The organism is Saccharothrix longispora, from assembly GCF_030852425.1.
GTDB classification, from domain to species: domain Bacteria; phylum Actinomycetota; class Actinomycetes; order Mycobacteriales; family Pseudonocardiaceae; genus Actinosynnema; species Actinosynnema longispora.
The window spans coordinates 73,211-93,326 of sequence record NZ_NSDM01000020.1; the positions used below are offsets into that span (position 1 = coordinate 73,211).

General features: G+C 74.3%; 20 protein-coding genes. 14 read left to right on the forward strand and 6 right to left on the reverse strand.

What is annotated here, in order from left to right; all coding sequences use genetic code 11:
• Nucleotides 1-74 precede the first annotated feature (74 nt).
• Both CKY47_RS33110 and CKY47_RS33115 read left to right on the forward strand, forming a co-directional pair.
• Nucleotides 75-1,229 (forward strand): acyl-CoA dehydrogenase family protein, encoded by a 1,155-nt coding sequence (locus CKY47_RS33110; RefSeq protein ID WP_306750291.1) that lies wholly within the window; start codon nucleotides 75-77, stop codon nucleotides 1,227-1,229.
• Between the two features lie 35 nt (nucleotides 1,230-1,264).
• Complete coding sequence (locus CKY47_RS33115; RefSeq protein WP_306750292.1) at nucleotides 1,265-2,434, forward strand: acyl-CoA dehydrogenase family protein; 1,170 nt, start codon at nucleotides 1,265-1,267, stop codon at nucleotides 2,432-2,434.
• Between the two features lie 96 nt (nucleotides 2,435-2,530).
• On the opposite strand, the gene CKY47_RS33120 is transcribed toward CKY47_RS33115, so the two are convergent.
• Complete coding sequence (locus tag CKY47_RS33120) at nucleotides 2,531-2,863, reverse strand: nitroreductase/quinone reductase family protein (protein WP_306750346.1); 333 nt, start codon at nucleotides 2,861-2,863, stop codon at nucleotides 2,531-2,533.
• A 219-nt stretch (nucleotides 2,864-3,082) separates the two neighbouring features.
• Entirely contained in the window at nucleotides 3,083-3,727 is a 645-nt protein-coding gene (locus CKY47_RS33125) for a GntR family transcriptional regulator (RefSeq protein ID WP_306750293.1), read from the reverse strand.
• 77 nt (nucleotides 3,728-3,804) lie between these two features.
• Between CKY47_RS33125 and CKY47_RS33130 the strand changes: the two genes are divergently transcribed.
• From CKY47_RS33130 to CKY47_RS33175, 10 genes are all read left to right on the forward strand, one after another.
• Nucleotides 3,805-4,752 (forward strand): asparaginase, encoded by a 948-nt coding sequence (locus CKY47_RS33130; protein WP_306750294.1) that lies wholly within the window; start codon nucleotides 3,805-3,807, stop codon nucleotides 4,750-4,752.
• Nucleotides 4,753-4,774: 22 nt separating this feature from the next.
• Nucleotides 4,775-5,119: a hypothetical protein gene (locus CKY47_RS33135; RefSeq protein WP_306750295.1), complete on the forward strand. Its 345-nt coding sequence runs from the start codon at nucleotides 4,775-4,777 to the stop codon at nucleotides 5,117-5,119.
• Between the two features lie 20 nt (nucleotides 5,120-5,139).
• The gene (gene msrB / locus CKY47_RS33140) at nucleotides 5,140-5,577 is read left to right on the forward strand and encodes a peptide-methionine (R)-S-oxide reductase MsrB (protein ID WP_306750296.1); all 438 of its coding nucleotides are present in this window, start codon (nucleotides 5,140-5,142) and stop codon (nucleotides 5,575-5,577) included.
• A gap of 258 nt (nucleotides 5,578-5,835) precedes the next feature.
• Nucleotides 5,836-6,711 carry a TIGR04222 domain-containing membrane protein gene (locus CKY47_RS33145; RefSeq protein WP_306750297.1) on the forward strand — a complete coding sequence of 292 codons (876 nt, stop codon included), beginning with the start codon at nucleotides 5,836-5,838 and terminating at the stop codon, nucleotides 6,709-6,711.
• Between the two features lie 21 nt (nucleotides 6,712-6,732).
• A complete protein-coding gene (locus CKY47_RS33150; protein WP_306750298.1) occupies nucleotides 6,733-7,650 on the forward strand; it encodes a TIGR04222 domain-containing membrane protein in 918 nt (305 codons plus the stop codon).
• Nucleotides 7,598-8,449 (forward strand): TIGR04222 domain-containing membrane protein, encoded by an 852-nt coding sequence (locus tag CKY47_RS33155; RefSeq protein WP_306750299.1) that lies wholly within the window; start codon nucleotides 7,598-7,600, stop codon nucleotides 8,447-8,449. Before CKY47_RS33150 ends, CKY47_RS33155 begins: the two co-directional genes overlap by 53 nt.
• 38 nt (nucleotides 8,450-8,487) lie before the next feature.
• Nucleotides 8,488-9,318, forward strand: coding sequence for an MbnB/TglH/ChrH family RiPP precursor modification enzyme (locus tag CKY47_RS33160; protein WP_306750300.1), 831 nt, complete (start codon nucleotides 8,488-8,490; stop codon nucleotides 9,316-9,318).
• Nucleotides 9,315-9,689 (forward strand): SCO6045 C-terminal-like domain-containing protein, encoded by a 375-nt coding sequence (locus tag CKY47_RS33165; RefSeq protein WP_306750301.1) that lies wholly within the window; start codon nucleotides 9,315-9,317, stop codon nucleotides 9,687-9,689. Before CKY47_RS33160 ends, CKY47_RS33165 begins: the two co-directional genes overlap by 4 nt.
• A 38-nt stretch (nucleotides 9,690-9,727) precedes the next feature.
• Entirely contained in the window at nucleotides 9,728-10,207 is a 480-nt protein-coding gene (locus tag CKY47_RS33170; RefSeq protein ID WP_306750302.1) for a hypothetical protein, read from the forward strand.
• A gap of 527 nt (nucleotides 10,208-10,734) precedes the next feature.
• On the forward strand, nucleotides 10,735-13,977 hold the full coding sequence (locus CKY47_RS33175) for a S8 family serine peptidase (RefSeq protein WP_306750303.1): 3,243 nt from the start codon (nucleotides 10,735-10,737) through the stop codon (nucleotides 13,975-13,977).
• A 78-nt stretch (nucleotides 13,978-14,055) separates the two neighbouring features.
• Here the strand turns inward: CKY47_RS33175 and hemQ are convergent, their stop codons facing one another.
• From hemQ to hemE, 3 genes are read right to left on the reverse strand one after another with little or no spacing between them, the layout of a single operon-like run.
• Nucleotides 14,056-14,748, reverse strand: a complete 693-nt coding sequence (gene hemQ / locus CKY47_RS33180) for a hydrogen peroxide-dependent heme synthase (RefSeq protein WP_306750304.1) — start codon at nucleotides 14,746-14,748, stop codon at nucleotides 14,056-14,058.
• Between the two features lie 26 nt (nucleotides 14,749-14,774).
• Nucleotides 14,775-16,193, reverse strand: a complete 1,419-nt coding sequence (hemG, locus tag CKY47_RS33185) for a protoporphyrinogen oxidase (RefSeq protein WP_306750305.1) — start codon at nucleotides 16,191-16,193, stop codon at nucleotides 14,775-14,777.
• Nucleotides 16,190-17,245 (reverse strand): uroporphyrinogen decarboxylase, encoded by a 1,056-nt coding sequence (gene hemE / locus CKY47_RS33190; RefSeq protein WP_306750306.1) that lies wholly within the window; start codon nucleotides 17,243-17,245, stop codon nucleotides 16,190-16,192. The genes hemG and hemE overlap by 4 nt, the downstream gene beginning before the upstream one ends.
• 99 nt (nucleotides 17,246-17,344) lie before the next feature.
• On the opposite strand from hemE, the gene CKY47_RS33195 reads away from it, so the two are divergent.
• Nucleotides 17,345-17,881 (forward strand): DUF3000 domain-containing protein, encoded by a 537-nt coding sequence (locus CKY47_RS33195; RefSeq protein ID WP_306750307.1) that lies wholly within the window; start codon nucleotides 17,345-17,347, stop codon nucleotides 17,879-17,881.
• 58 nt (nucleotides 17,882-17,939) lie between these two features.
• Here CKY47_RS33195 and CKY47_RS33200 read toward each other — a convergent pair whose 3' ends face one another.
• Nucleotides 17,940-19,097 carry a dipeptidase gene (locus tag CKY47_RS33200; protein ID WP_306750308.1) on the reverse strand — a complete coding sequence of 386 codons (1,158 nt, stop codon included), beginning with the start codon at nucleotides 19,095-19,097 and terminating at the stop codon, nucleotides 17,940-17,942.
• A gap of 254 nt (nucleotides 19,098-19,351) precedes the next feature.
• On the opposite strand from CKY47_RS33200, the gene CKY47_RS33205 reads away from it, so the two are divergent.
• Nucleotides 19,352-20,068, forward strand: coding sequence for a response regulator (locus CKY47_RS33205; RefSeq protein WP_015099292.1), 717 nt, complete (start codon nucleotides 19,352-19,354; stop codon nucleotides 20,066-20,068).
• Nucleotides 20,069-20,116: the final 48 nt, after the last annotated feature.

Below are 20,116 nucleotides of genomic sequence, written 5' to 3' on the forward strand. Positions count from 1 at the left end.
TCGTCCCCTTGCCTGTGGTCGAATCCGCGCCTAGGTTAGATAACCTAACAGCGTTCGGTTAGGAGGTCACCCCGGTGGATCTGCGCATCTCCGACGAGCACCGGCAGCTCCGGGAGCTGGCACACAGGTTCACCGAGGAGCGGATCATCCCGCACGCCGCGCGGTGGGACCGGGAGGAGGCCATCGACCGCGACCTCGTGCCCGCGCTCGGCGACGTGGGCTTCCTCGGCCTCGGCGTCGACGAGGAGCACGGCGGTTCCGGCGGCGACAACCTCGCGTACTGCCTCGTGCTGGAGGAGGTCGCCCGCGGCGACTCGGCCGTGCGCGGCATCATCTCCGTCTCCCTCGGGCTCGTCGCCAAGACCATCGCCAAGCACGGCTCCGACGAGCAGAAGCGGCGGTGGCTGCCCGGCCTGTGCTCCGGGCGGCAGGTCGGGTGCTTCGGGCTCACCGAACCCGGCACCGGCTCCGACGCCGCGTCCCTCACCACCCGCGCCGAGCGCGTCGGCGACTCCGACTGGCTCATCACCGGCGACAAGGTGTTCATCACCAACGGAACGTGGGCCGACGTCGCCCTCGTCTTCGCACGAACGGGTGGTCCCGGGCCGCGTGGCATCACCGCGTTCCTCGTGCCCACCGACACGCCAGGCTTCACCGCCACCGAGATCCGCGGCAAGCTCGGCATGCGCGGGCAGGCCACCGCCTCGCTGAGGTTCGACGGCGTGCGCGTCCCCGACTCCGCCCGCCTCGGCGACCCGGGCACCGGCTTCACGCTGGCGATGGCCGCCCTCGACCGCGGCCGCATGTCGGTGGCCGCCGGGTGCGTCGGCGCGGCCCGCGGCGCGCTGGAGGCGGCCCTGGAGTACGCGGGTGAGCGCGAGCAGTTCGGCAAGCCCATCGCCGGGTTCCAGCTCGTGCAGGAACTGCTGGCGGACATGGCCGTCGAGACCGACGCCGCGCGCCTGCTCACGTGGCGCTGCGCCGACCTCGCCGACCGCGGCGAGCCGTTCGGGACCGAGGCGTCCATGGCGAAGCTGTACGCCTCCGAGGCCGCCGTGCGGGTCGCCAACAACGCCATCCAGGTGTTCGGCGGGTACGGCTACGTCGACGAGTACCCCGTCGGGAAGTACCTGCGCGACACCCGCGTGACCACCCTCTACGAGGGCACCAGCCAGATCCAGAAGTTGCTCATCGGCCGGGCGCTGACGGGCGTCAACGCGTTCGCGTAGCCCGCGGGCGCGGTTCGCAGAGGGAGGACACGGACATGGACTTCACGCTCGACGACGAGCAGAAGGAGATCCGCGAGTGGGTGCGGACCTTCGTGCGCAAGGAGGTCACCCCGCTCGAACCCGAGGTGCTGCGCCGCGAGCGCGAGGGCCTGCCCGGCCTGGCCCGCGACGAGCTCAAGGAACTCCAGGACAAGGCCAAGGCCGCCGGGTTCTTCGGCGTCCTCACACCCCAGGAGTACGGCGGCATGGGGCTGGGCGCGCTGATGACGGCCCTGGTCGAGGCCGAGCTGGGCCGCAGCTTCGTGCCGTTCCGGTTCGGCGGGTACGCCGACAACATCCTGTTCCACGGCAACGAGGAGCAGAAGCGGCGGTACCTGCTGCCGACGATCTCCGGTGAGCGCGTGTCGTGCTTCGCGATCACCGAGCCGGGCGCCGGGTCCGACGCGAAGGCGATCCGCACGTCCGCCCGCAAGGACGGCGGCGACTGGGTCGTCAACGGCGAGAAGACGTTCATCACGCAGGGCAACGAGGCCGACTTCGTGATGGTGTTCGCCGTGACCGACCGCGAGAAGGGCGCCGACGGCGGCGTCACGTGCTTCCTCGTCGACCGCGACATGGGCTGGAAGTCCGAGCCCATCCCGACGATGGGCCAGTGGGGGCCGGCCGCGCTCGTGTTCGACGACGTGCGCGTGCCCGAGGAGAACGTGCTCGGCGAGGTCGGCCGCGGTTTCCACCTCGCCATGCAGTGGATCGGCCAGGGCCGCTACCTGCTCCCGGCGCGGGCGCTCGGGTCGTGCGAGCGGCTGGTCGAGATGGCGGTGGAGCAGGCGAAGAACCGGGTGACGTTCGGGCAGCCGATCGCCGAGTACCAGGCCATCCAGTGGATGCTCGCCGACTCGGCGGTCGAGATCGAGGCGCTGCGCTGGCTGGTCCTGCACGCCGCGTGGTTGGTGGACCAGGGCGCCGACTCCCGGCAGGCCCAGTCGATGGCCAAGCTGTACGGCGGGATCAAGGCCAACGAGATCGTCGACCGGGTGCTCCAGATCCACGGCGGCATGGGGTACACGCGCGAACTGCCGATCGAGCGCTGGTACCGCGAACTCCGCCTGCTGCGCATCTACGAGGGGACGGACGAGATCCAGCGCCGCACCATCGCCCGCAACCTGCTCAAGGGCCACGCGAAGGTGACCGGCACGCTGGGCTGACCCCCCGCCGCCCGGCTGCCCCGTCGCACGCCGCACTCCGGTCGCACGCCCACCCGCGGCGCCGGCCGGAGTGCGGTACCGGTCACGCGCGGCCCGTCAGCCGGATTCGCCGTCCAGTCGCACGGTGACGGTGACCCGCCCCTTGCCGTCCCGCCGCGCGACGGCGTGACCGGAGCGGTCGACGCCGCCCAAGCGCAACGACAAGGCTCCACCGGCACCGGTGAAGTTCCGCCACCACGTCTTGGCTTCGGGCAGCACCACCCTGATCGTGACGTCGTCCCCCTTCCGCCGGTAGCCGACGGGCGTGCTGAACGTCCGTCCCGAACGCCGCCCCGTGTAGGTGACGACGGTGAGGTACCGGCTGACCACCCGCCCCCACCGAGGGGACGACCACAACGCCACGACCCGGCCGTTGAAGACCTTCACCATCCGCTTCGCCGGCGTCCCCGCCCCTGCACGTCGCACGGAACCTCCCTGACCTCGTCCGGTCCCGACACTAACCAGCCGAGTGGGCGCGGCCGGCCGCCCGGCTCGAAGTGAGGGAGAACCACACCCCGGCGTCTCGCATCGGACACCTCGGAACGCCTCGCACGGGCATCGCGCACCGGCCGGCGCGCGCGGCGGCGGACGCGGGCAAGAGCCCGGCGGTCAGGCGAGGCTGGTCAGCATCTGCGCGCACACCCGTGCCAGGTGCTTGCGCATCACCTCCGACGCCCGCGCCGGTTCTCCCGCCGCCACGGCCGCGACCAGCTTGTCGTGGTCGTCCAGCGAGGCGTGCTGGTGCGGTGGGTCGTCGCGCAGCCCGCTCCTGAGGAGCACCACGCGCTGCTGCACCAACCTGACCTGCTCGGCGATCCGCGGGCTCCGCGCCGCGTCCAGCAACGCCTGGTGGAAGGCCAGGTCCAGCCGGTACGGGAAGGGCTCCCCCGCCGAGTAGGCCCTGCGCGACTCCTCGCACACCGCGCGCAGGCGCACGACGTCCGCTTCCGTGCGCCGCGACGCGGCCAGGTCGGCCGCCGCGCACTCCAGGGCCGCGCGCAGCTCGAACAGCGCCTGCACGTCGGCCGCGTCGGCGGTGGGCACGGACGCGCCGCGGTGGGGCACCAGGACCAGCAGACCCTCGGACGCCAGGTGGCGGATCGCTTCGCGCAGCGGCCCCCGGGAAATGCCCAGGCGCTGGGCCAGCTCCACCTCGTTCACGCGGGCGCCCGCCGGGATCTCCCCCGTCAGCACCAGCTCGCGCAGCGCGTCCACGGCCTGACCGGCCAGGCTCATGTGCAGCGGTGGTGTCACGAACGTCTCCTAGCGCCGGACGACAGCCGCCATGTTAACTGTCGACAGTCGACAGCGGACGGGGAGGAGCCCGGGACATGGCCCACGAACTGGTCGCCGAGGTGTGGCGGGGCGACTTCCTCGAATCGGTCCACCACGGTTCGGTGGTCGCGCTCGCCGCCGACGGCCGCCGGGTGCTCGCGGTGGGCCGCCCGGACGACACCACCTACCCGCGCTCGTCGAACAAGCCGGTGCAGGCGCTGGCCATGCTCCGCCACGGGCTGGACCTCGACGGCGAGCTGCTCGCGCTGGCCTGCGCCAGCCACTCCGGCGAGGACTTCCACGTCGAGGGCGTGACCGCGATCCTCGAACGGCACGGCCTGCCGCTCTCCGCGCTCCAGTGCACGCCCGACCTGCCGATCGGCGAGGACGCCCTCAAGGCCCACCTGGCCCGGGGCCTCGGCAAGGCCCCCCGGTACATGAACTGCTCGGGCAAGCACGCCGCGATGCTGGCGACCTGCGTCGTCAACGGCTGGTCGACGCACGACTACCTCGACCCGGCCCACCCGCTCCAGGGCGCGATCCGCGACACCCTGGAGGAGCTGGCGGGCGAGCGGATCGGCGCGGAGGGGGTCGACGGGTGCGGCGCGCCGCTGCTCGGTATCAGCCTCACCGGCCTGGCCAGGGCTTTCGGTTCCCTCGCGAACGCGCGCGACGGCCACGAGCTGCGCGTCGCCCGGGCGATGAGCGCCCACCCGGAGTGGGTCGGCGGCACGGACCGCGACGTCACGAAGCTCATGCGGGCGATCCCCGGCGCGGTGGCGAAGGACGGGGCGGAGGGCGTGTACGCGATCGGCCTGCCGTCGGGCGAGGCGGTGGCGTGCAAGATCGCGGACGGGTCGAGCCGGGCGCGGGCGGTCGTGCTGGTGGCGGCCCTGCGGCGGCTGGGGGTGGCGGGCGCGCCGGACGAGCTGGCGACGTTCCCGGTGCTGGGGCACGGTCGGGCGGTGGGCGCGATCCGGCCTTCTCCCGTGCTCGCGGGTTGAACCGCCCATTACGCTTCGTGGCATGGCCAGTGCCGGTGCCGCAGACCTCCCGGACGACCGTTCGCGCGACGGGCGCGACCGGGGTGACGACGACCTCGTCGACCTCGACGACGAACTGATCGGGCTCGACCCGGACGACCCGGAGACGCGGGCGTTCGCCGAGCACCTCGACCGCATGAAGCGACACCCGCCGAACTTCACGGTGGAGGGGTCGCTGGCGGCGGTCGAGCAGTTCGCCGACTCGGCGAACCGGGCGGCCGGGTTGCGCAGGCTCACGGCGGTGATCCTGGTGTCGCTGATCCTGCTGGGCGTGGGTGTGAGCCTGTGGTACTACCTCGGCGACCTGCTGACCGTCTTCTTCGATTAGTTTCGACTAACGTGGAAGGCATGGAACCTGTCGTCGGCGCCACCCCGAAGGTGGTCCACTCCGAGCTCGAGTGGCGGGAGATCCTCACGCCCAAGGAGTACGCGGTGCTGCGCGGTGCGGGCACCGAGCCCGCGTGGACGGGCGAGTACACCGACACCAAGAGCGAGGGCGTGTACGAGTGCCGCGCCTGCGGCGCCGAGCTGTTCCGCAGTGACACGAAGTTCGACTCGCACTGCGGTTGGCCGTCGTTCTTCTCGCCGCTCGCGGGTGACGCGGTGATCCTCCGGGAGGACCGGACCCTCGGGATGGTGCGCACGGAGGTGCTGTGCGCCACGTGCCACAGCCACCTCGGGCACGTCTTCGAGGGCGAGGGCTACGACAACCCCACGGATCAGCGCTACTGCATCAACTCCATCAGCTTGCGCCTGGTCGAGGACGGCACCCGTCGAGCAGACTGAGGGTGCTGCTCCGAACGACGACGTAGTCCACACCGGGAGGAAACATGCGCAGGATCAAGGGCACGGACGGCGAGGGCTCCGGCGGCGTCGACGGCGCTTCGTCGTCCTGACGGGGGCCCGCCGGCGGGGCTCGGGGGCCGATGGGGTGTCGCAACCCTAAGGTTTGCCCAAGCCCCCTTGCCGGGGTGTGGCCCGGAGCACACGATGAGCTCCTGTTGGCGGGACCCGGTTCCCGCCGAGGCCCGCAGGGGGTGGACCGTGGAGCGACCGTGGGGGCTTTCGGGCCCGGAATTCCTGGAGTTGTACTGGATCGCGCTGGCGTTGTCGTCGGCGTTCGCGATCCTCGTCCGAGTGCGCCTGCGGGGGTCGCGGGGAGGCGTCCCCGCAGGCGTGCTCGGCGTGGCGGAGATCGCCTACCTGACCGGTGGTCCGCGGCGCGTGGTCGAGGCGTCGCTGGCCGGCCTGCTGGCCGCGGGCGCCCTGGTGCCCGCGCGCAACGGCTCGGTGCGGTTGAACGGGTCGCCGAACGCCGACCACCCGGTGGACCGGGCGGTGCTGGCCGACGCCGGGCGCCACCGCTACCGGACGATGACGTTGCTCGTGACCGCGGTGTCCGAGCAGGACGCGCCGCGCGAGGTCGGCCGTCGGCTGTCCCACGAGGGCTACGTGGTGCCCGCCGACGTGGTGCGCTCCCGCCTGCGGCTGGGTGTCGTGCCGCTGGCGCTGCTGTTCGCGGTCGGCGTGGCGCGGTGGGTGAACGGGATCGCGATCGGCGCGCCCGTGGGGTGGTTGACGTTGCAACTGGTGCTGACCGGGGTGCTGGTGTGGCCGCTGCTCAAGGCGCGCGAGGTGACGCGCACCGCCAAGGGGGACGCGGCGGTGGCGGGCGCCCGCGCGAGCCGGTCGGGCCGCGACGAGGAACTGGTCGCGCTCGACGGGTTCGCCGTCCACCCGAACGTGGTGCTGCGGGCCGCGGTGCGCCCCGCCGGGGCGGGGCGGCGCGGGTCGGGCGGGCCGTACGTGGCGGGGTACGCGACCACGGGTTCGGTCGGGGGCTGCGGGGGTTCCTCGTCGTCGGACGGCGGGGGCGGCGGGTCGAGCTGCGGCGGCGGCTGCGGCGGCGGTGGCGGCTGAGTCCCGTCTAGGTTGGCGGCCATGGGGTTCCTGTGGTGGTACGGCGCGGCGCTGCTGGCCGCGGTGGTCGTGGGCCTGCGCCTGAAGCGGGTGACGGGTGCCGCGCCGTCCCGTCCGCTGTCGTTCGAGGAGGTCGGCTACCTCGGGGGTGGGCCGGTGCGGGCGGTCGAGGTGGCGCTGTCGGGGCTGGTGGCGGAGAACCTGGCCCGCGTGTCGGGGTCGCTGGTCAGCGCGGTCCCGGAGCAGGAGGGGCGGCCTTCGTCGGCGTTGCAGGCCGTGCTGCTGGCGGGGCTGCGCGGGCCGCGCGACCTGGACGAGCTGGTGGTGTCGGCGTCGACCGCCGGTCCCGCCCGGCAGCTCGGGCGGCGGCTGGTCGCCGAGGGGTTGCTGGTGGCGCCGGGGCGCCGGTTGGCGCGGGCGGCGCTCGCCGTCGCGCCGTTGGCGCCGGTCGCGGCGTTGGCCGTGGTCGCGGGTCCGGGCGGGTGGGAGTCGGTCGCCGCGCTGTCCGTCACCGGCGCGCTCGCGGTCCTGCTGCTGCTGGGTCCGCCGCCCGTCCTGACCGGGTGGGGCGCGCGGGCGTTCGCGGGGGCCACCGCGGGTCTCGCGCCGGTCGACCCGGCCGAGATCACCGCGCGGTACGGCCTCGCGCGGGCCGCCGTCGTCCCGTCCGCGCCGCGCGAGGGGGCGGCGCGGGCGGAGACGGCGGTGTTCGACGGCGAACGCGCGGAACCGATCGCACCTGCGGAAACGTCCCAGGGTCCGCTACCGCGGCGCAGGCGCGCCGCGGTGGTCGAGCCGCAGCGCTGGCAGCGCCGCAACGGGTGGCTGGTGGCCGGTGGGTGGTTCGCGGGTGGGTGGTTGGCCGCGCAGTGGTTGGAGGGTGATGATGGCGAGTTCCTGGACGCCGACTTCGGCGGGTACGGCGGGTTCGACGCCTGAGCTCCGGCCCGAGGAGCAGGCGTTCCTGGCCGGTGGGCCGGGGCGGGCCGCCGAGGTGGCGGTGGTGTCGCTGGTCGAGGCGGGCGCGGTGCGGGTCTCGCGCGGCGGCCTGGTCAGCGCGGTGCGCCTGCCGGGGCGCGCGTGGAGCCCGTTGCAGGCGAACGTGCTGCACGCGCTGCCGCAGCCGCTCGGTGGCGTGATCGGGCAGGCGGCGGGGAGCGCCGAGGCGCGGGCGTTGCGGGAGCAGCTGGTCTCGCGGGGGTTCATCACGTCGCCGCGACGGCGTTCGGCGTGGTCGGCGGTGCGGCTGGTGGGGTTCGCGGTGTTCGTGGGCAGCCTGTTCGCGGTCGGTTTCGCGGGGTGGTCGGTGGCGCTGCCGGTCCTGCTCGTGCCGCTGCTCGTGGTGCTGACCGTGGTCGCGGCGCTCGCGCGGCGACCGCTGACGCGGGCCGGGCGGCGGGCGGTGCGGCGGCTGCGCCGCGGGGTGACCACGTCCGACCGGCTGGGCCTGGTGGCGTGCCACGGGTTGCTGGGCCGCGCGCACGGACGGGTCGTGTGGTCGGACTGGTTGGGGATCGCGCCCGCGGCGGGTGCCACGTTGCGCCGGCGGCCGCGGCGCCGCGGGTCGTCCGGGTCGTCCGGGTCGAGCGGCGCGGGGGGCTGCGGCAGCGGGTGCGGGAGCTGCGGGAGCAGCTGCGGCGGCGGCGGGTCGAGCTCGGGCTCGTCGTGCGGGGGCGGCAGCAGTAGCAGCAGCTGTGGCGGGGGCGGCGGCGGTTGCGGCGGGGGCGGCGGGGACTGAGTCGGGCGGGTCGACGGCGGACGGAGGCGGGTGGCGCGGTGTTCGGGTTGGGCGTGGGGATCGGGTGGCGGGCGGAGATCGACCTGACCGTCGAGGGGCTGCCGGTCGACTTCGTGGAGGTCGTGGCCGAGAACCTGCACGTGGGGTCGCTGCCGGAGTCGGTGACGGTCCTCCGGGAACGCGGGACGCCCGTCCTGCCGCACGCGGTGTCCCTGTCGCTGGGCGGCGCCGAGCCCGTCGACGCGGCCCGGGTGGCGCACCTGGGCGCGTTGGCGGAGGCGCTCGACGCGCCCTTCGTGAGCGACCACGTGTGCTTCGTGCGGGCGGGCGGGTTGGACTCCGGGCACCTGATGCCGCTGCCGCGCACCCGGGACGCGCTGGACGTGCTGGTGGCCAACGTGAAGGCCGTGCAGGCCGACCTGCCGGTGCCGCTGGCGCTGGAGAACGTGGCCGCCCTGCTGGAGTGGCCGGACGGGGAGCTGACCGAGGGGCGGTTCCTGGCCGAACTGGTCGAGCGCACCGACTGCCACCTGCTCGTGGACGTCGCCAACCTCTACGCCAACGCCCGCAACCTCGGCACCGACGTGGACCGCTTCCTCGACGAGATCCCGCTGGAGCGCCTCGCCTACGTGCACGTCGCGGGCGGCGTGGAGCAGCAGGGCGTCTACCACGACACGCACGCCCACGCCGTGCTGCCGGAGGTCCTGGAGGTCCTGGACCGGCTGTGCGAGCGGACCGACCCACCCGGCGTGCTGCTGGAACGGGACGACGACTACCCCTCCGACGACGAACTGCGGGCCGAGCTCGCCGCGATCCGCGAGGTCGTCGGGAAGCGGAGGGCGGCGCGGGCGGCGGGGGCGCGGAGGTGACGGGGCCGCAGCGCGAGCGGTTGGGGGCGGCGCAGGCGGAGCTGCTCCGGGCGCTGCTGGCGGACGGCGCGGCGCCCGCCGGGTTCGACGAGCGCATGGTGCGGGCGGAGAAGCGGGCGCTGCTGAACAAGCGGCGCGGGATCGTGGGGTCGCTGCGGCCGGACGTGGCCGCGGAGCTGGGCGAGCGGTTCCGGCCGCTGTTCGACGAGTACGCCGCGGGCAACCCCCGGCGGGCGGGCAGCCGGTTCCGGGAGGACGCCGCCGCGTTCGCCGCGTGGGCGGTCGAACGCGGCGAGCTGGAGCCGCCCCGACAGGGGAAGTGGTTCATGGGGAAGTGGTTCCCGAAGCCGTGGCGGCGGCGGGCAACCTGAGGCGTGCCGGTTTCCGTCACCGGGGCATGTGGAGACGGATGGTGCCGCTGACCGCCCTGCTGCTCGCGACGGCGTGCGGCGCGGTCACCGCGGGCGGGCACGCGGAGTGCACGGAGATCGGCACGCCGGTGGGCATCCGCGTGGACGTCGGGCACCCCGACGTGACCGCGGTCGAGATCGAGGTTTGCCGGGACGGCTCCTGTGCGACCCCGGCGGTGGAGCTGCGCCCGGCGAGCCGGGCGGTCGAGTCGACGTGCACCGGCACCGGGCGGGACGACTCGTGCAGCGCGAGGTCGGAGCCGACGGGTGGCAGGCACGGGTTCGCCGACGTCCCCGGGTTGCCGACCACGCCGGTCGCGGTGACCGCGCGCCTGCTGGACCAATCCGGATCCGTGCTGGTCGAGCGCGAAATCCGGGTCACCCCCGACATGGCCTACCCCAACGGTCCGGACTGCCCAGCGGGTGGGCCGCAAGCAGGCATCTCAGTTGGTGCCGACGGGTCAATCACCGAGCAGTAGGGAACCGCTCACTCGGCTGGATTGGTCAAGAACCAACCGACCACTCAGCGGCTGCCCACCCCTCCCGCCCCCTTCACCGTCGGCGGGGTCGAGGGCGACGTCACTCCCGGTACACCGGCCGCCCCCGGGTAGCACAGCCCTTCCGGCCGTGCGCCCCCGCGGTGCGCGGCACCCCATCGGGAGGTACGGCCTGTGAAGAGCACACGTTGGCGCGGCACGACGTGGGGAGCCGCGCTGGTCGCGGTGACCGTGACGGCGAGCGGCCTGGCACCGGGCGCGGGTGGAGGCCGTCGACAGCGACGGCAACGAGGTGGAGCACACCGTCGTCCGGGCCTTCAAGGTCGCCTGACGCGGCGCGTGGGCGGGGCTCGCGACCGCCCCGCCCACGCGGCACCGGCCACCTGAGACGAATCGCCGCCCGCTGGGCCGCACGGCGGCGAACCGCGCGGCGTTCCAGTGGCTGAACCGGTCCTCCGCCCTGGTTAGCGTCAGGAGCACGCAACCAGATCAGGGAGGTATCTGTGTTGATGTCCCGATCACGCACGCGCTGGGGGGTCGCGCTGGCCGTCGCGGGCCTCGTGGCCGGCGGCACGTCCGCCACCGCCGCTCCGGCACCCACCGCCGCACCACCCACCACCGCCGCCTTACCCACCGCTCCACCGCCCACCACCGGGACGCCGGGCGGCGACCTGCCCCGCACCGTCACCCTCGTCACCGGCGACCGGGTCGTCGTGGCCGGCGACCGGCTCGTGTCGGTGACCCCCGGCCCCGGCCGGGAAGACCTCGTGTTCCACCGGTTCCACCGCGACGGGCACCTGCACGTGGTGCCGCGCGACGCCGCCCGGCCGCTCGCCGAGGACCGGCTCGACCTGCGCCTGTTCGACGTCACCGGCCTGGTGGAGGCCGGCTACGACGACGCGCGGCGCGACACCGTGCCGCTGATCGTCACCGGGACCTCCGCGTCCGGCGCGCGGGTCACCCGCTCGCTGGCCGCGCTGGGCGCGGTGGCCGCCGAGGCGCCCAAGTCCGCGACCGCGCTGCCCGCGCTGCTCGCCGACCCCGGCGTCACCAAGGTGTGGCTGGACGGCAAGCGCGAGCCGACGCTGGACCGCTCCACCGCGCAGATCGGCGCGCCCACCGCGTGGGCCGCCGGGTACACCGGCGCCGGCGTGAAGGTCGCCGTGGTGGACAGCGGCGTCGACCAGGACCACCCGGACCTGGTGGGCAGGCAGGTCGCCGAGCGCAACTTCACCGGCGACCCGGACGCCACCGACCTGGTGGGCCACGGCACGCACGTCGCCTCGACCGTCGCGAGCACCCGCGCGCCCCACCGGGGCGTCGCGCCGGACGCGCAGATCATCGACGCCAAGGTGTGCTCGGTGGCGGCCTGCCAGGAGTCCTGGATCGTCGACGGCATGACGTGGGCGGTCGAGCAGGGCGCGGACGTCCTCAACGTGAGCCTCGGCGGCACCGACGCCCCCGGCCTGGACCCGCTGGAACAGGCCGTGGAGGCGCTGTCCGCGAGCAGCGGCGCGCTGTTCGTCATCGCCGCGGGCAACTCCGGCCGGCCCGGCACGATCGGTTCGCCGGGCAGCGCCGAGTCCGCGCTCACCGTGGGCGCGGTGGACCGCGACGACAGCATCGCGCCGTTCTCCAGCCGCGGCCCGCGCGTCGGCGACGGCGCGCCCAAGCCGGACGTCACCGCGCCCGGCGTGGGCATCGTGGCCGCCGAGGCGAACAGCGGCGGCGACCACGTCGCCGCCTCCGGCACGTCCATGGCCACCCCGCACGTCGCGGGCGCCGCCGCGCTGCTCGCCCAGCAGCACCCCGACTGGACCGGCGCGCGGATCAAGGCCGCCCTCATGGCGTCCGCCGAGGCCAACCCCGAGCTGACCGCGTTCGACCAGGGCGCGGGCCGCGTGGACCTCGCGCAGGCGATCACCGCCGCCGTCGTCGCAGACCCGCCGTCGCTGTCGTTCGGCTCGCAGCCGTGGCCGCACGACGACGACACCCCCGTGACGAAGCAGCTGACCCTGCACAACACGGGCCCGCGGGCGGTCACCGCACCGGTGACCGTCGAGGCGACCGGCCCCGACGGGAAGCCCGCGCCGGCCGGCCTGTTCACCGCCGAACCCGCCACCGCCGCCATCCCGGCGGGCGGGCGGACCACCGTCACCGTCACCGCCGACACCCGCGCCGGCACGCTCGACGGCGCGTACTCGGGCGCCGTCGTCGTCGGCGACGCGCTGCGGGCGCCGATCGGCGTCGACCGCGAGCAGGAGAGCTACGACATCACCGCGCGGTTCGTCGACGCGACCGGCGGGAAGCCCTTCTCCCACTCCGGCGTGATCATCGGCCTGGACAACGCCGTGTTCACGTTCCTCGACGGCGACAGCGGCGCCGTCACCACCCGCCTGCCCAAGGGCGAGTACACCGCGCAGGTCACCGTGGTCACCGGGGACGAGGAGAACCCGGCGCACGCGCTGCTGCCGCGGCCGAGCCTGTCGGTCACCAAGGCCGAGACCGTGGTGTTCGACGCGCGCGCCGCGAAACCGGTGGAGGTCACCGCGCCGGACCCCGGCGCCACGCCGTCCATCGCGGACATCGGCGTCACCCGCACCCGCGGGGACCGCAGGACCAGCGTCGGCTCGGCGTTCATCGGCGGGTTCCCGGAATCGCTGACCCTCGCCCACACCGGTCCCGCGCTGCCCGACGACGAACTGGCCGTGTCGGTCGGCGCCCAGTACGAGGGCGTCCCGGTCGGTGACACCCCGGTGAACTACCGGTTCGCCTGGATCGAACGCGGCGAGGTGCCCACCGGGTTCGTCCGGGCGCCCGCCAGGCGCGACCTCGCCGAGGTGCGCACCGCGCTCGGGCCCGTGCCCGGGGGCAGGCGGGTGCTGCACGGCGGCATGGCGGTGAACCCGGACAGCGGCGGCGGCTGGGCCACCCTGTTCCCGGTGCCCCCCGGCGGCGAGGTGGTCGACCTCGTCACCGTCGAGGACTTCACCTGGACGTGGGTGGTCCTCCAGGTCTCGGGGGACTTCACGGTCGAGGCCGACTACGAGGCGGCGGGCGACCGCCCGTACCGCGCGGGCCGCACCTACCGGGAGCGGTTCCTGTCCCCGGTGTTCGGGCCCGGCCTGCCCGGGGAGCGGTACACCTACGCGGGTCGCCTCGGCGACGAGGTCCAGGTCGGCATCCCGCTGCTGAACGACTCCGCGAACCACCTCGGCGGCTCCGCCTACGCCACCGCGCGCACCGCGCTGTACCGCGACGGCGTGGAGGTCGGTTCGACGGCCCGCCCCAACGGCGTGTTCACCGTGCCCACCGGCCCGGCCGGCTACCGGATCGAGGCCGACCTCACCCGCGCGCCGGGCGTCTCCGAGTTCGCCACGCGGGTCAGCGGCCGGTGGACGTTCCGCTCGGACACCGTGACCGGTGAGCGGGTGAAGCCCCTGCCGCTGTCGGTGGTGCGGTTCACGCCGGAACTGGACGCGACCGGCGGCACGCCCGCCGGGCGGGTGCTGCGCGTGCCGCTGACCGTCGAGCAGCAGCACGGGGCCGACGCCGGCCGCGTGCGCGGCGTCCGGGTCGAGGTGTCGTTCGACGACGGGGAGTCGTGGTCGGCGGTGCCCGTGGTCGGGAACTCCGCGCTCGTGCGCAACCCCGCCGGGGCGGGGTTCGCGGCGCTGCGCGCCAAGGGCACCGACAGCAGGGGCAACACGTTCGAGCACTCCGTGCTCCGGGCCTACCGGATCACCGGCTGAGCCGGTGGGAGGGGCGTCCGCGCCGGAGCCCCTCCCACCGCCCCTGCGTCAGGGCGGGCTCCGTCAGGGCGGGCTCCGTCAGGGCAGGTTGGCGACCAGCTCCGCCGCCGGCACGCGGGTGCCGGTGTAGAACGGCACCTCCTCGCGCACGTGGCGGCGCGCCTCGGTGCCGCGCAGGTGCCGCATCAGGTCCACGATGCGGTGCAGCTCGTCCGCCTCGAAGGCGAGGATCCACTCGTAGTCGCCCAGCGCGAACGACGCGACCGTGTTCGCGCGCACGTCCGGGTAGTCCCGCGCCTCCTTGCCGTGGTCGGCGAGCATGCGGCGCCGGTCCTCGTCGGGCAGCAGGTACCACTCGTAGGACCGCACGAACGGGTACACGCAGACGTACTTGCGGGGGTCCTCGCCGGCCAGGAACGCCGGGATGTGGCTGCGGTTGAACTCGGCGGGCCGGTGCAGCGCCACCTGGCTCCACACCGGGGTCGAGGCGCGGCCCACCGCGGTGCGGCGGAACCCGGTGTACGCCTGCTGGACCTGCTCGATCTCCTCGGCGTGCCACCAGATCAGGTAGTCGGCGTCCGCGCGCAGACCGGCCACGTCGTACACCCCGCGCACCACGACGCCCTTGCCCTCCAGGCCGTCCAGGTACTCCTGGGCCTCCGCCGCGGCCGGGCCGCGGTCATCGGGCAGGCGGCCGGGCTCCACCCGGAAGACCGACCACATGGTGTAGCGGATGGTGTCGTTGAGCTCGGTGTAGTTCAAGCGGGACATGCCGTCAATCCTCTCACTGCGGGTGGTCAGCGGACCCTGCCGAGCACGTGAGCGGCGACACGGGCCGCGGCCGCGTCGGCGGTCGCGACGCACGCCGGGATGCCCACGCCGTGCAGCGTCGCGCCCGCCACGGCCAGGCCGGGCACCTCCGCCACCGCGTCCTCGACGGCCCGGACCAGGTCGAGGTGGCCCACGCCGTACTGCGGCAGACCACCGCCCCACCGGGTGACGACGGCGTCGACGGGCACGGCAGTGACGCCGGCCAGCAGGGCCAGGTCGCGCCGGACCGCGGCGACCAGGTCCTCGTCGTCGCGCTGGAGCAGGTGCTCCTCGCCGTGCCTGCCGACGCTGCCGCGCACCAGCACCGGCTCGCCGGCCAGGTGCGCCCACTTGCGGCTGGAGAACGTGAACGCCTTCGCCGTGTACGGCACGCCGTCCGGGCCGCGCTCGCCCTCGGCCAGCAGCACGCCGGACCGCTCGGGCAGCGCCGTGCCGGGCGGCAGCGCCAGCGCCACCACGGCCATGGACGCCAGTTCCACCTCGGCGTAGCGGCGCGACGCGGCGGGCGCGACGTCGGCGAGCAGCTTGCGGGCCGACGGGGCGGGCACGGCGAGCACCACGCCGTCCACGTCGAGGGCCTCGGGCGCGGCGGGCGTGCCGATCTCCAGGCGCCAGCCGCGCTCGCGGCGCAGCAGCGCGCGGACCGGCAGGCCGAGCCTCGTGCGGACGCCCGCCACCTCGGCCAAGCGGTGCACCAGGCTCGCCAGGCCGTCGCTGAGCGTGCCGAAGACCGGCGGCCGGGCGACCCTCGGCTGGGGCGGGGCGGGCATCGTCGTCGCGGCGGCGGCCACCAGCGAGCCCACGCCCGAGTCGAGCGCGGTGGCCAGCTGCGGCATGGTCGCGCGCAGCCCGAGCGAGTCGGCGCGGCCCGCGTACACGCCGCCCAGCAGCGGCCCCACCAGGCGGTCCCCCACCTCCGGGCCGAACCGCTCGGCCAGCAGCGCGCCGACCGCGACGTCCGCGCCGTCGAGGCGGATCGGCGGCAGCTCCGGTTCGGCGGCGACCCGGCGCACGCCCTCGTCGGACAGCACCTGGCGCACCGCCTCCACCGACGCGGGGACACCCATCAGGGTGTGCACGGGGATCGGGCGGGTGCGGCCGGCGGCGTGGATGGTCGAGGGCGCGCCCGTGGGGTGCACGAGCCGGTCGGCCAGGCCCAGCTCGGTGACCAGCTCGGCCGCCTCGGGCCTGCGGTGCAGGAACGCCTCCGTGCCCACGTCGTAGGCGCGACCGCCGACCTCGGCGGTGCGCAGCTTGCCGCCCAGCCGGTCGGCCTGCTCGACGACGGTGATCTCCGCGTCCGGGCCGAGCAGGTGCCGCAACCGGTGCGCGGCGGCCAGGCCGGAGATCCCACCGCCGACCACCGCGACCCGCGACGGCCTCACCGCGCGGACCCGTGCACCATCTCGACGGCCCGGGTGATGACGTCCGGATCGGTGTCGGGCAGCACGCCGTGGCCGAGGTTGAAGATGTGCCCGGCGGCGGCCCGGCCCTCCCGCTTGATGCGCTCGACCTCGCGCTCCAGCGCGGGCAGGCCCGCGAACAGCAGCGCCGGGTCCAGGTTGCCCTGCACGACCGGCTTGGGCAGGTGCGGCGCGGCCCGTTCGAGGCGCTCGACGGCCACGTCCAGCGGGGTGCGCCAGTCGACGCCCACCACGTCCGCGCCCGCCTCGCGCATCGCGGGCAGCAGCTCGGAGGTGCCGACGCCGAAGTGGATGCGCGGCACCGACGTGACGCTGCCGAGGACCCGCGTGGAGTGCGGCAGCACGAACTCGCGGTAGTCGCGCTCGGACAGCGCGCCCGCCCACGAGTCGAACAGCTGCACCGCCTTCACGCCGGCCGCGACCTGCACGCGCAGGAACTCGGCGGTGATGTCCGCGAGGTGGCCGAGCAGGGCGTGCCACAGCTCGGGGTCGCCGTGCATGAGCGCCTTCGTGCGCTCGTGGTTCTTGCTGGGGCCGCCCTCGACGAGGTAGGAGGCGAGCGTGAACGGCGCGCCCGCGAACCCGATCAGCGGGACGCCGCCCAGGTTGTCGTTGAGCAGCCCGACGGCCTCGGCGACCGGCCGCACCTGCTCCTCGTGCAGCCGGGGCAGCGCGTCGACGTCCTGCCTGGTCCGCACCGGCTTCGCGACGACCGGCCCCGTGCCGGGCACGATGTCCAGGTCGATGCCCGCGGCCTTGAGCGGCACGACGATGTCGGAGAAGAGGATCGCGCCGTCCACGTCGTGGCGGCGGACCGGCTGGAGCGTGATCTCGCAGACCATCTCCGGGTCCAGGCACGCGTCCAGCATCGCGGTGCCTTCGCGCAGCTTGCGGTACTCGGGCAGCGAGCGACCCGCCTGCCGCATGAACCAGACCGGGGTTCGGGACGGCCGGCCGCCGCGCGCGGCGACGAGCAACGGGGCTTCGGTGATGTCGTTCATCTCGCCCCCCATCGTCCCACGTGGTGGTCGGCCGGCGTCGTCAGGTCCGGCGTCGTCGGGCCCGGCGTGCCGCACGCGCCCCGGGGCGTTCGGGGGCCTAAGGTCCGAGGTGTGACGGAGCCCGAACTCTTCCAGCGGGCGGTGGCGACGCTGCGGTCGGTGCGGACCCGGCCGGAGCTGGAGTTGACCGAGGTCCGGCCGCCGCAGCGGCTCGCGCCTTGGGCCTTCGCGCTGACCGCGGAGGTGACCGGGCCCGCGGACGAGCTGTCCACCGGCCGCCTGGTGCTGCTGCACGACCCGGACGGCGTCGACGCCTGGTCCGGCGTGTTCCGGCTGGTCGCCTACGTGCGCGTCGAGCTGGACGCGGAACTGGCGGCCGACCCCCTGCTGCCCGAGGTCGGCTGGTCGTGGCTGGTCGAGGCCCTGGACGTCGCCGGGGCCCCCTACCTTGCGCTGGGCGGCACCGTGACCCAGACGTCGTCGGCCCGCTTCGGCGACATCGCCGGCCCGGCCCGCACCGACGACCTGGAGCTGCGCGCCTCCTGGACGGCCCGCGACGCCGACCTGAGCGCCCACGGCACCGCGTTCTACGACCTGATGGCCACCGCCGTGGGCCTCCCCCCGGTAGGCGTGACCACCCTCCGCTGACCCGCGAGTCGTACGTCCAAGCCCCGGGAGTCCGACACCCGGGGGTCGGACTCCCGGGTCAGTCGTTGTCGCGCAGGACGCGCAGGGCGTTGCGGCCGGCGAGCTTGGCGCAGTCGTCCTCGCTCCACCCGCGGTCGAGCAGGGCGGCGAAGAGGTCGGGGTAGCAGGCGACGTCCTCCATCCCCTCGGGGAGCTGCCGCGTGCCGTCGTAGTCGCCGCCCAGGCCGATGTGGTCGATGCCGGCGACCTCGCGGGCGTGGTCCAGGTGCGCCAGGACGTCGTCCATGGTCACGCGTGGCGTCGGCTCGGGCCACGCGTCGGCGAAGCGGTGGCGGGCGTCGAGGTCGTTGTGGTTCTCACCGGCGGCCGTCATGGCCGCCTTGAGCCTCGCGTCCCACTCCACGTAGGGCTGCGACACGAAGTGCGGCACGAACGTCACCATGCACACGCCGCCGTTGCCGGCGAGGCGTTCGAGCACGTCGTCGGGCACGTTGCGCGGGTGGTCGGCCACCGCGCGGCACGACGAGTGGCTGAACACGACCGGCTTGGTGCTGACGTCGAGCGCGTCGCGCATGGTGGTGGCGGCGACGTGCGACAGGTCGACCAGCATGCCGATGCGGTTCATCTCCCGCACGACCTCGCGCCCGAACCCGGTCAGCCCGCCGTGCACGGCCTCGTCGGTGGCCGAGTCGGCCCACGGGGTGTTCTCGTTGTGCGTGAGGGTCATGTAGCGCACGCCGAGCCGCCGCAGGGCCCGCAGGACGCCCAGCGACCCGTTGATGGAGTGCCCGCCCTCCGCGCCGATCAGCGAGGCTATCCGCCCGTCCTCGAACGCCCGTTCGGCCTCATCGGCCGTCCTGGCGATCCTCAGGTGTTCCGGGTAGCGGGCGGCGAGGTCGTGGACCAGCTCCACCTGTTCCAGGACGGCGGTCACCGCTGCGTCGCCCGCCAGCTTGCAGGGGATCCACACGGACCAGAACTGCATGCCCAGTCGGCCCTCGCGGGCGCGCACCAGGTCGGTCTGGAGCGCGGGCTGGCGCGTCGTCAGGTCGACGACGGATGCGCTCGCGGCGGGATGACCCGCCGTTGACTTTTCACCGAATTGCCCTCCGTCGACCAGGTCGCGCAGGGCCCACGGCAGGTCGTTGTGCCCGTCGACCAGTGGCACGCGGGCCAGCAGTTCCTCGGCCCTACCCCGACTCGTGGTCCTCGACACGGGCAACTCCTAGATGTCGTCATGAGAACGGTTCGCGTTACACGACCTTCGCAGTTGTCCACCGATCGTGTGACAACGGGGGCCAACAGTGACAACTCGTTCGCGATAGATACCCGATTGATCGTCCCGTAGACCCGCTTGGGCGGCTACGCTGCCCCAGACGACACCACTTTCGGTCGATCAGTGGCGCGGCTGATTGGACGAAAGTCCCGGTGCCGGTCGGGGGGCACGACCGACTCCAGGGAGGTAGTGACGTGGCTGCCGTCGGCTTAGGTCAGGCCGTTCGTACCACGCCAGCCGGCTCGTTGCCGGCGAACATGGTCCCGCACCCGCGGGAGGAGCTTTTTTCAGTGCTGGTGGTCGACGACCACCCACTGCTGAGGGAGGCGATATCGGCTCGGCTCACCCAGATGGGAGCCGGGACAGTGCATGAGGCGGCTTCGGTCGCGGAAGCTCGGGCGCGGGCTCTCGCAACCGGACCGTGCGATCTCGCGATCCTCGATCTGGGCCTGCCGGATGGCACCGGCATCGACCTGGTCACGGAACTCCGTGCCCAGGGCTGGCCCCGCATCGTGGTCCTCGCGTCCTCCGACGACCCCTACGCGGTCAGGTCGGCCTTCCAGGCGGGCGCCCAGGCGTACCTCCTGAAGTCCGCCTCTCCGATGGTGGTCACCGACGGGGTGCGCAGGGTCCTCGACGGCGGCGTCTACGCAGATCCGAGCGTCGCGCCCGTGCTCGCCGCGGGCACGAGGGTGCCGGGCACCGACAACACGCCGCGGGAACTGTCCGCGCGTGAGGTCGAGGTCCTCCAGCTGGTCGCCGATGGCCAGAGCAACAAGGAGATCGGCGAAGCGCTCAGCCTTTCCGCGTTGACGGTGAAGTCCCACCTCTCGCGGATCGGGCGCAAGCTGGGCACCGGGGATCGGGCTCAGATGGTCGCGCTGGCCATGCGTGCCGGCGTGATCCGCTGAGGCGGGTCGCCACACTGAACCGGCCGAACACACCCGCGAGTGGTGCGT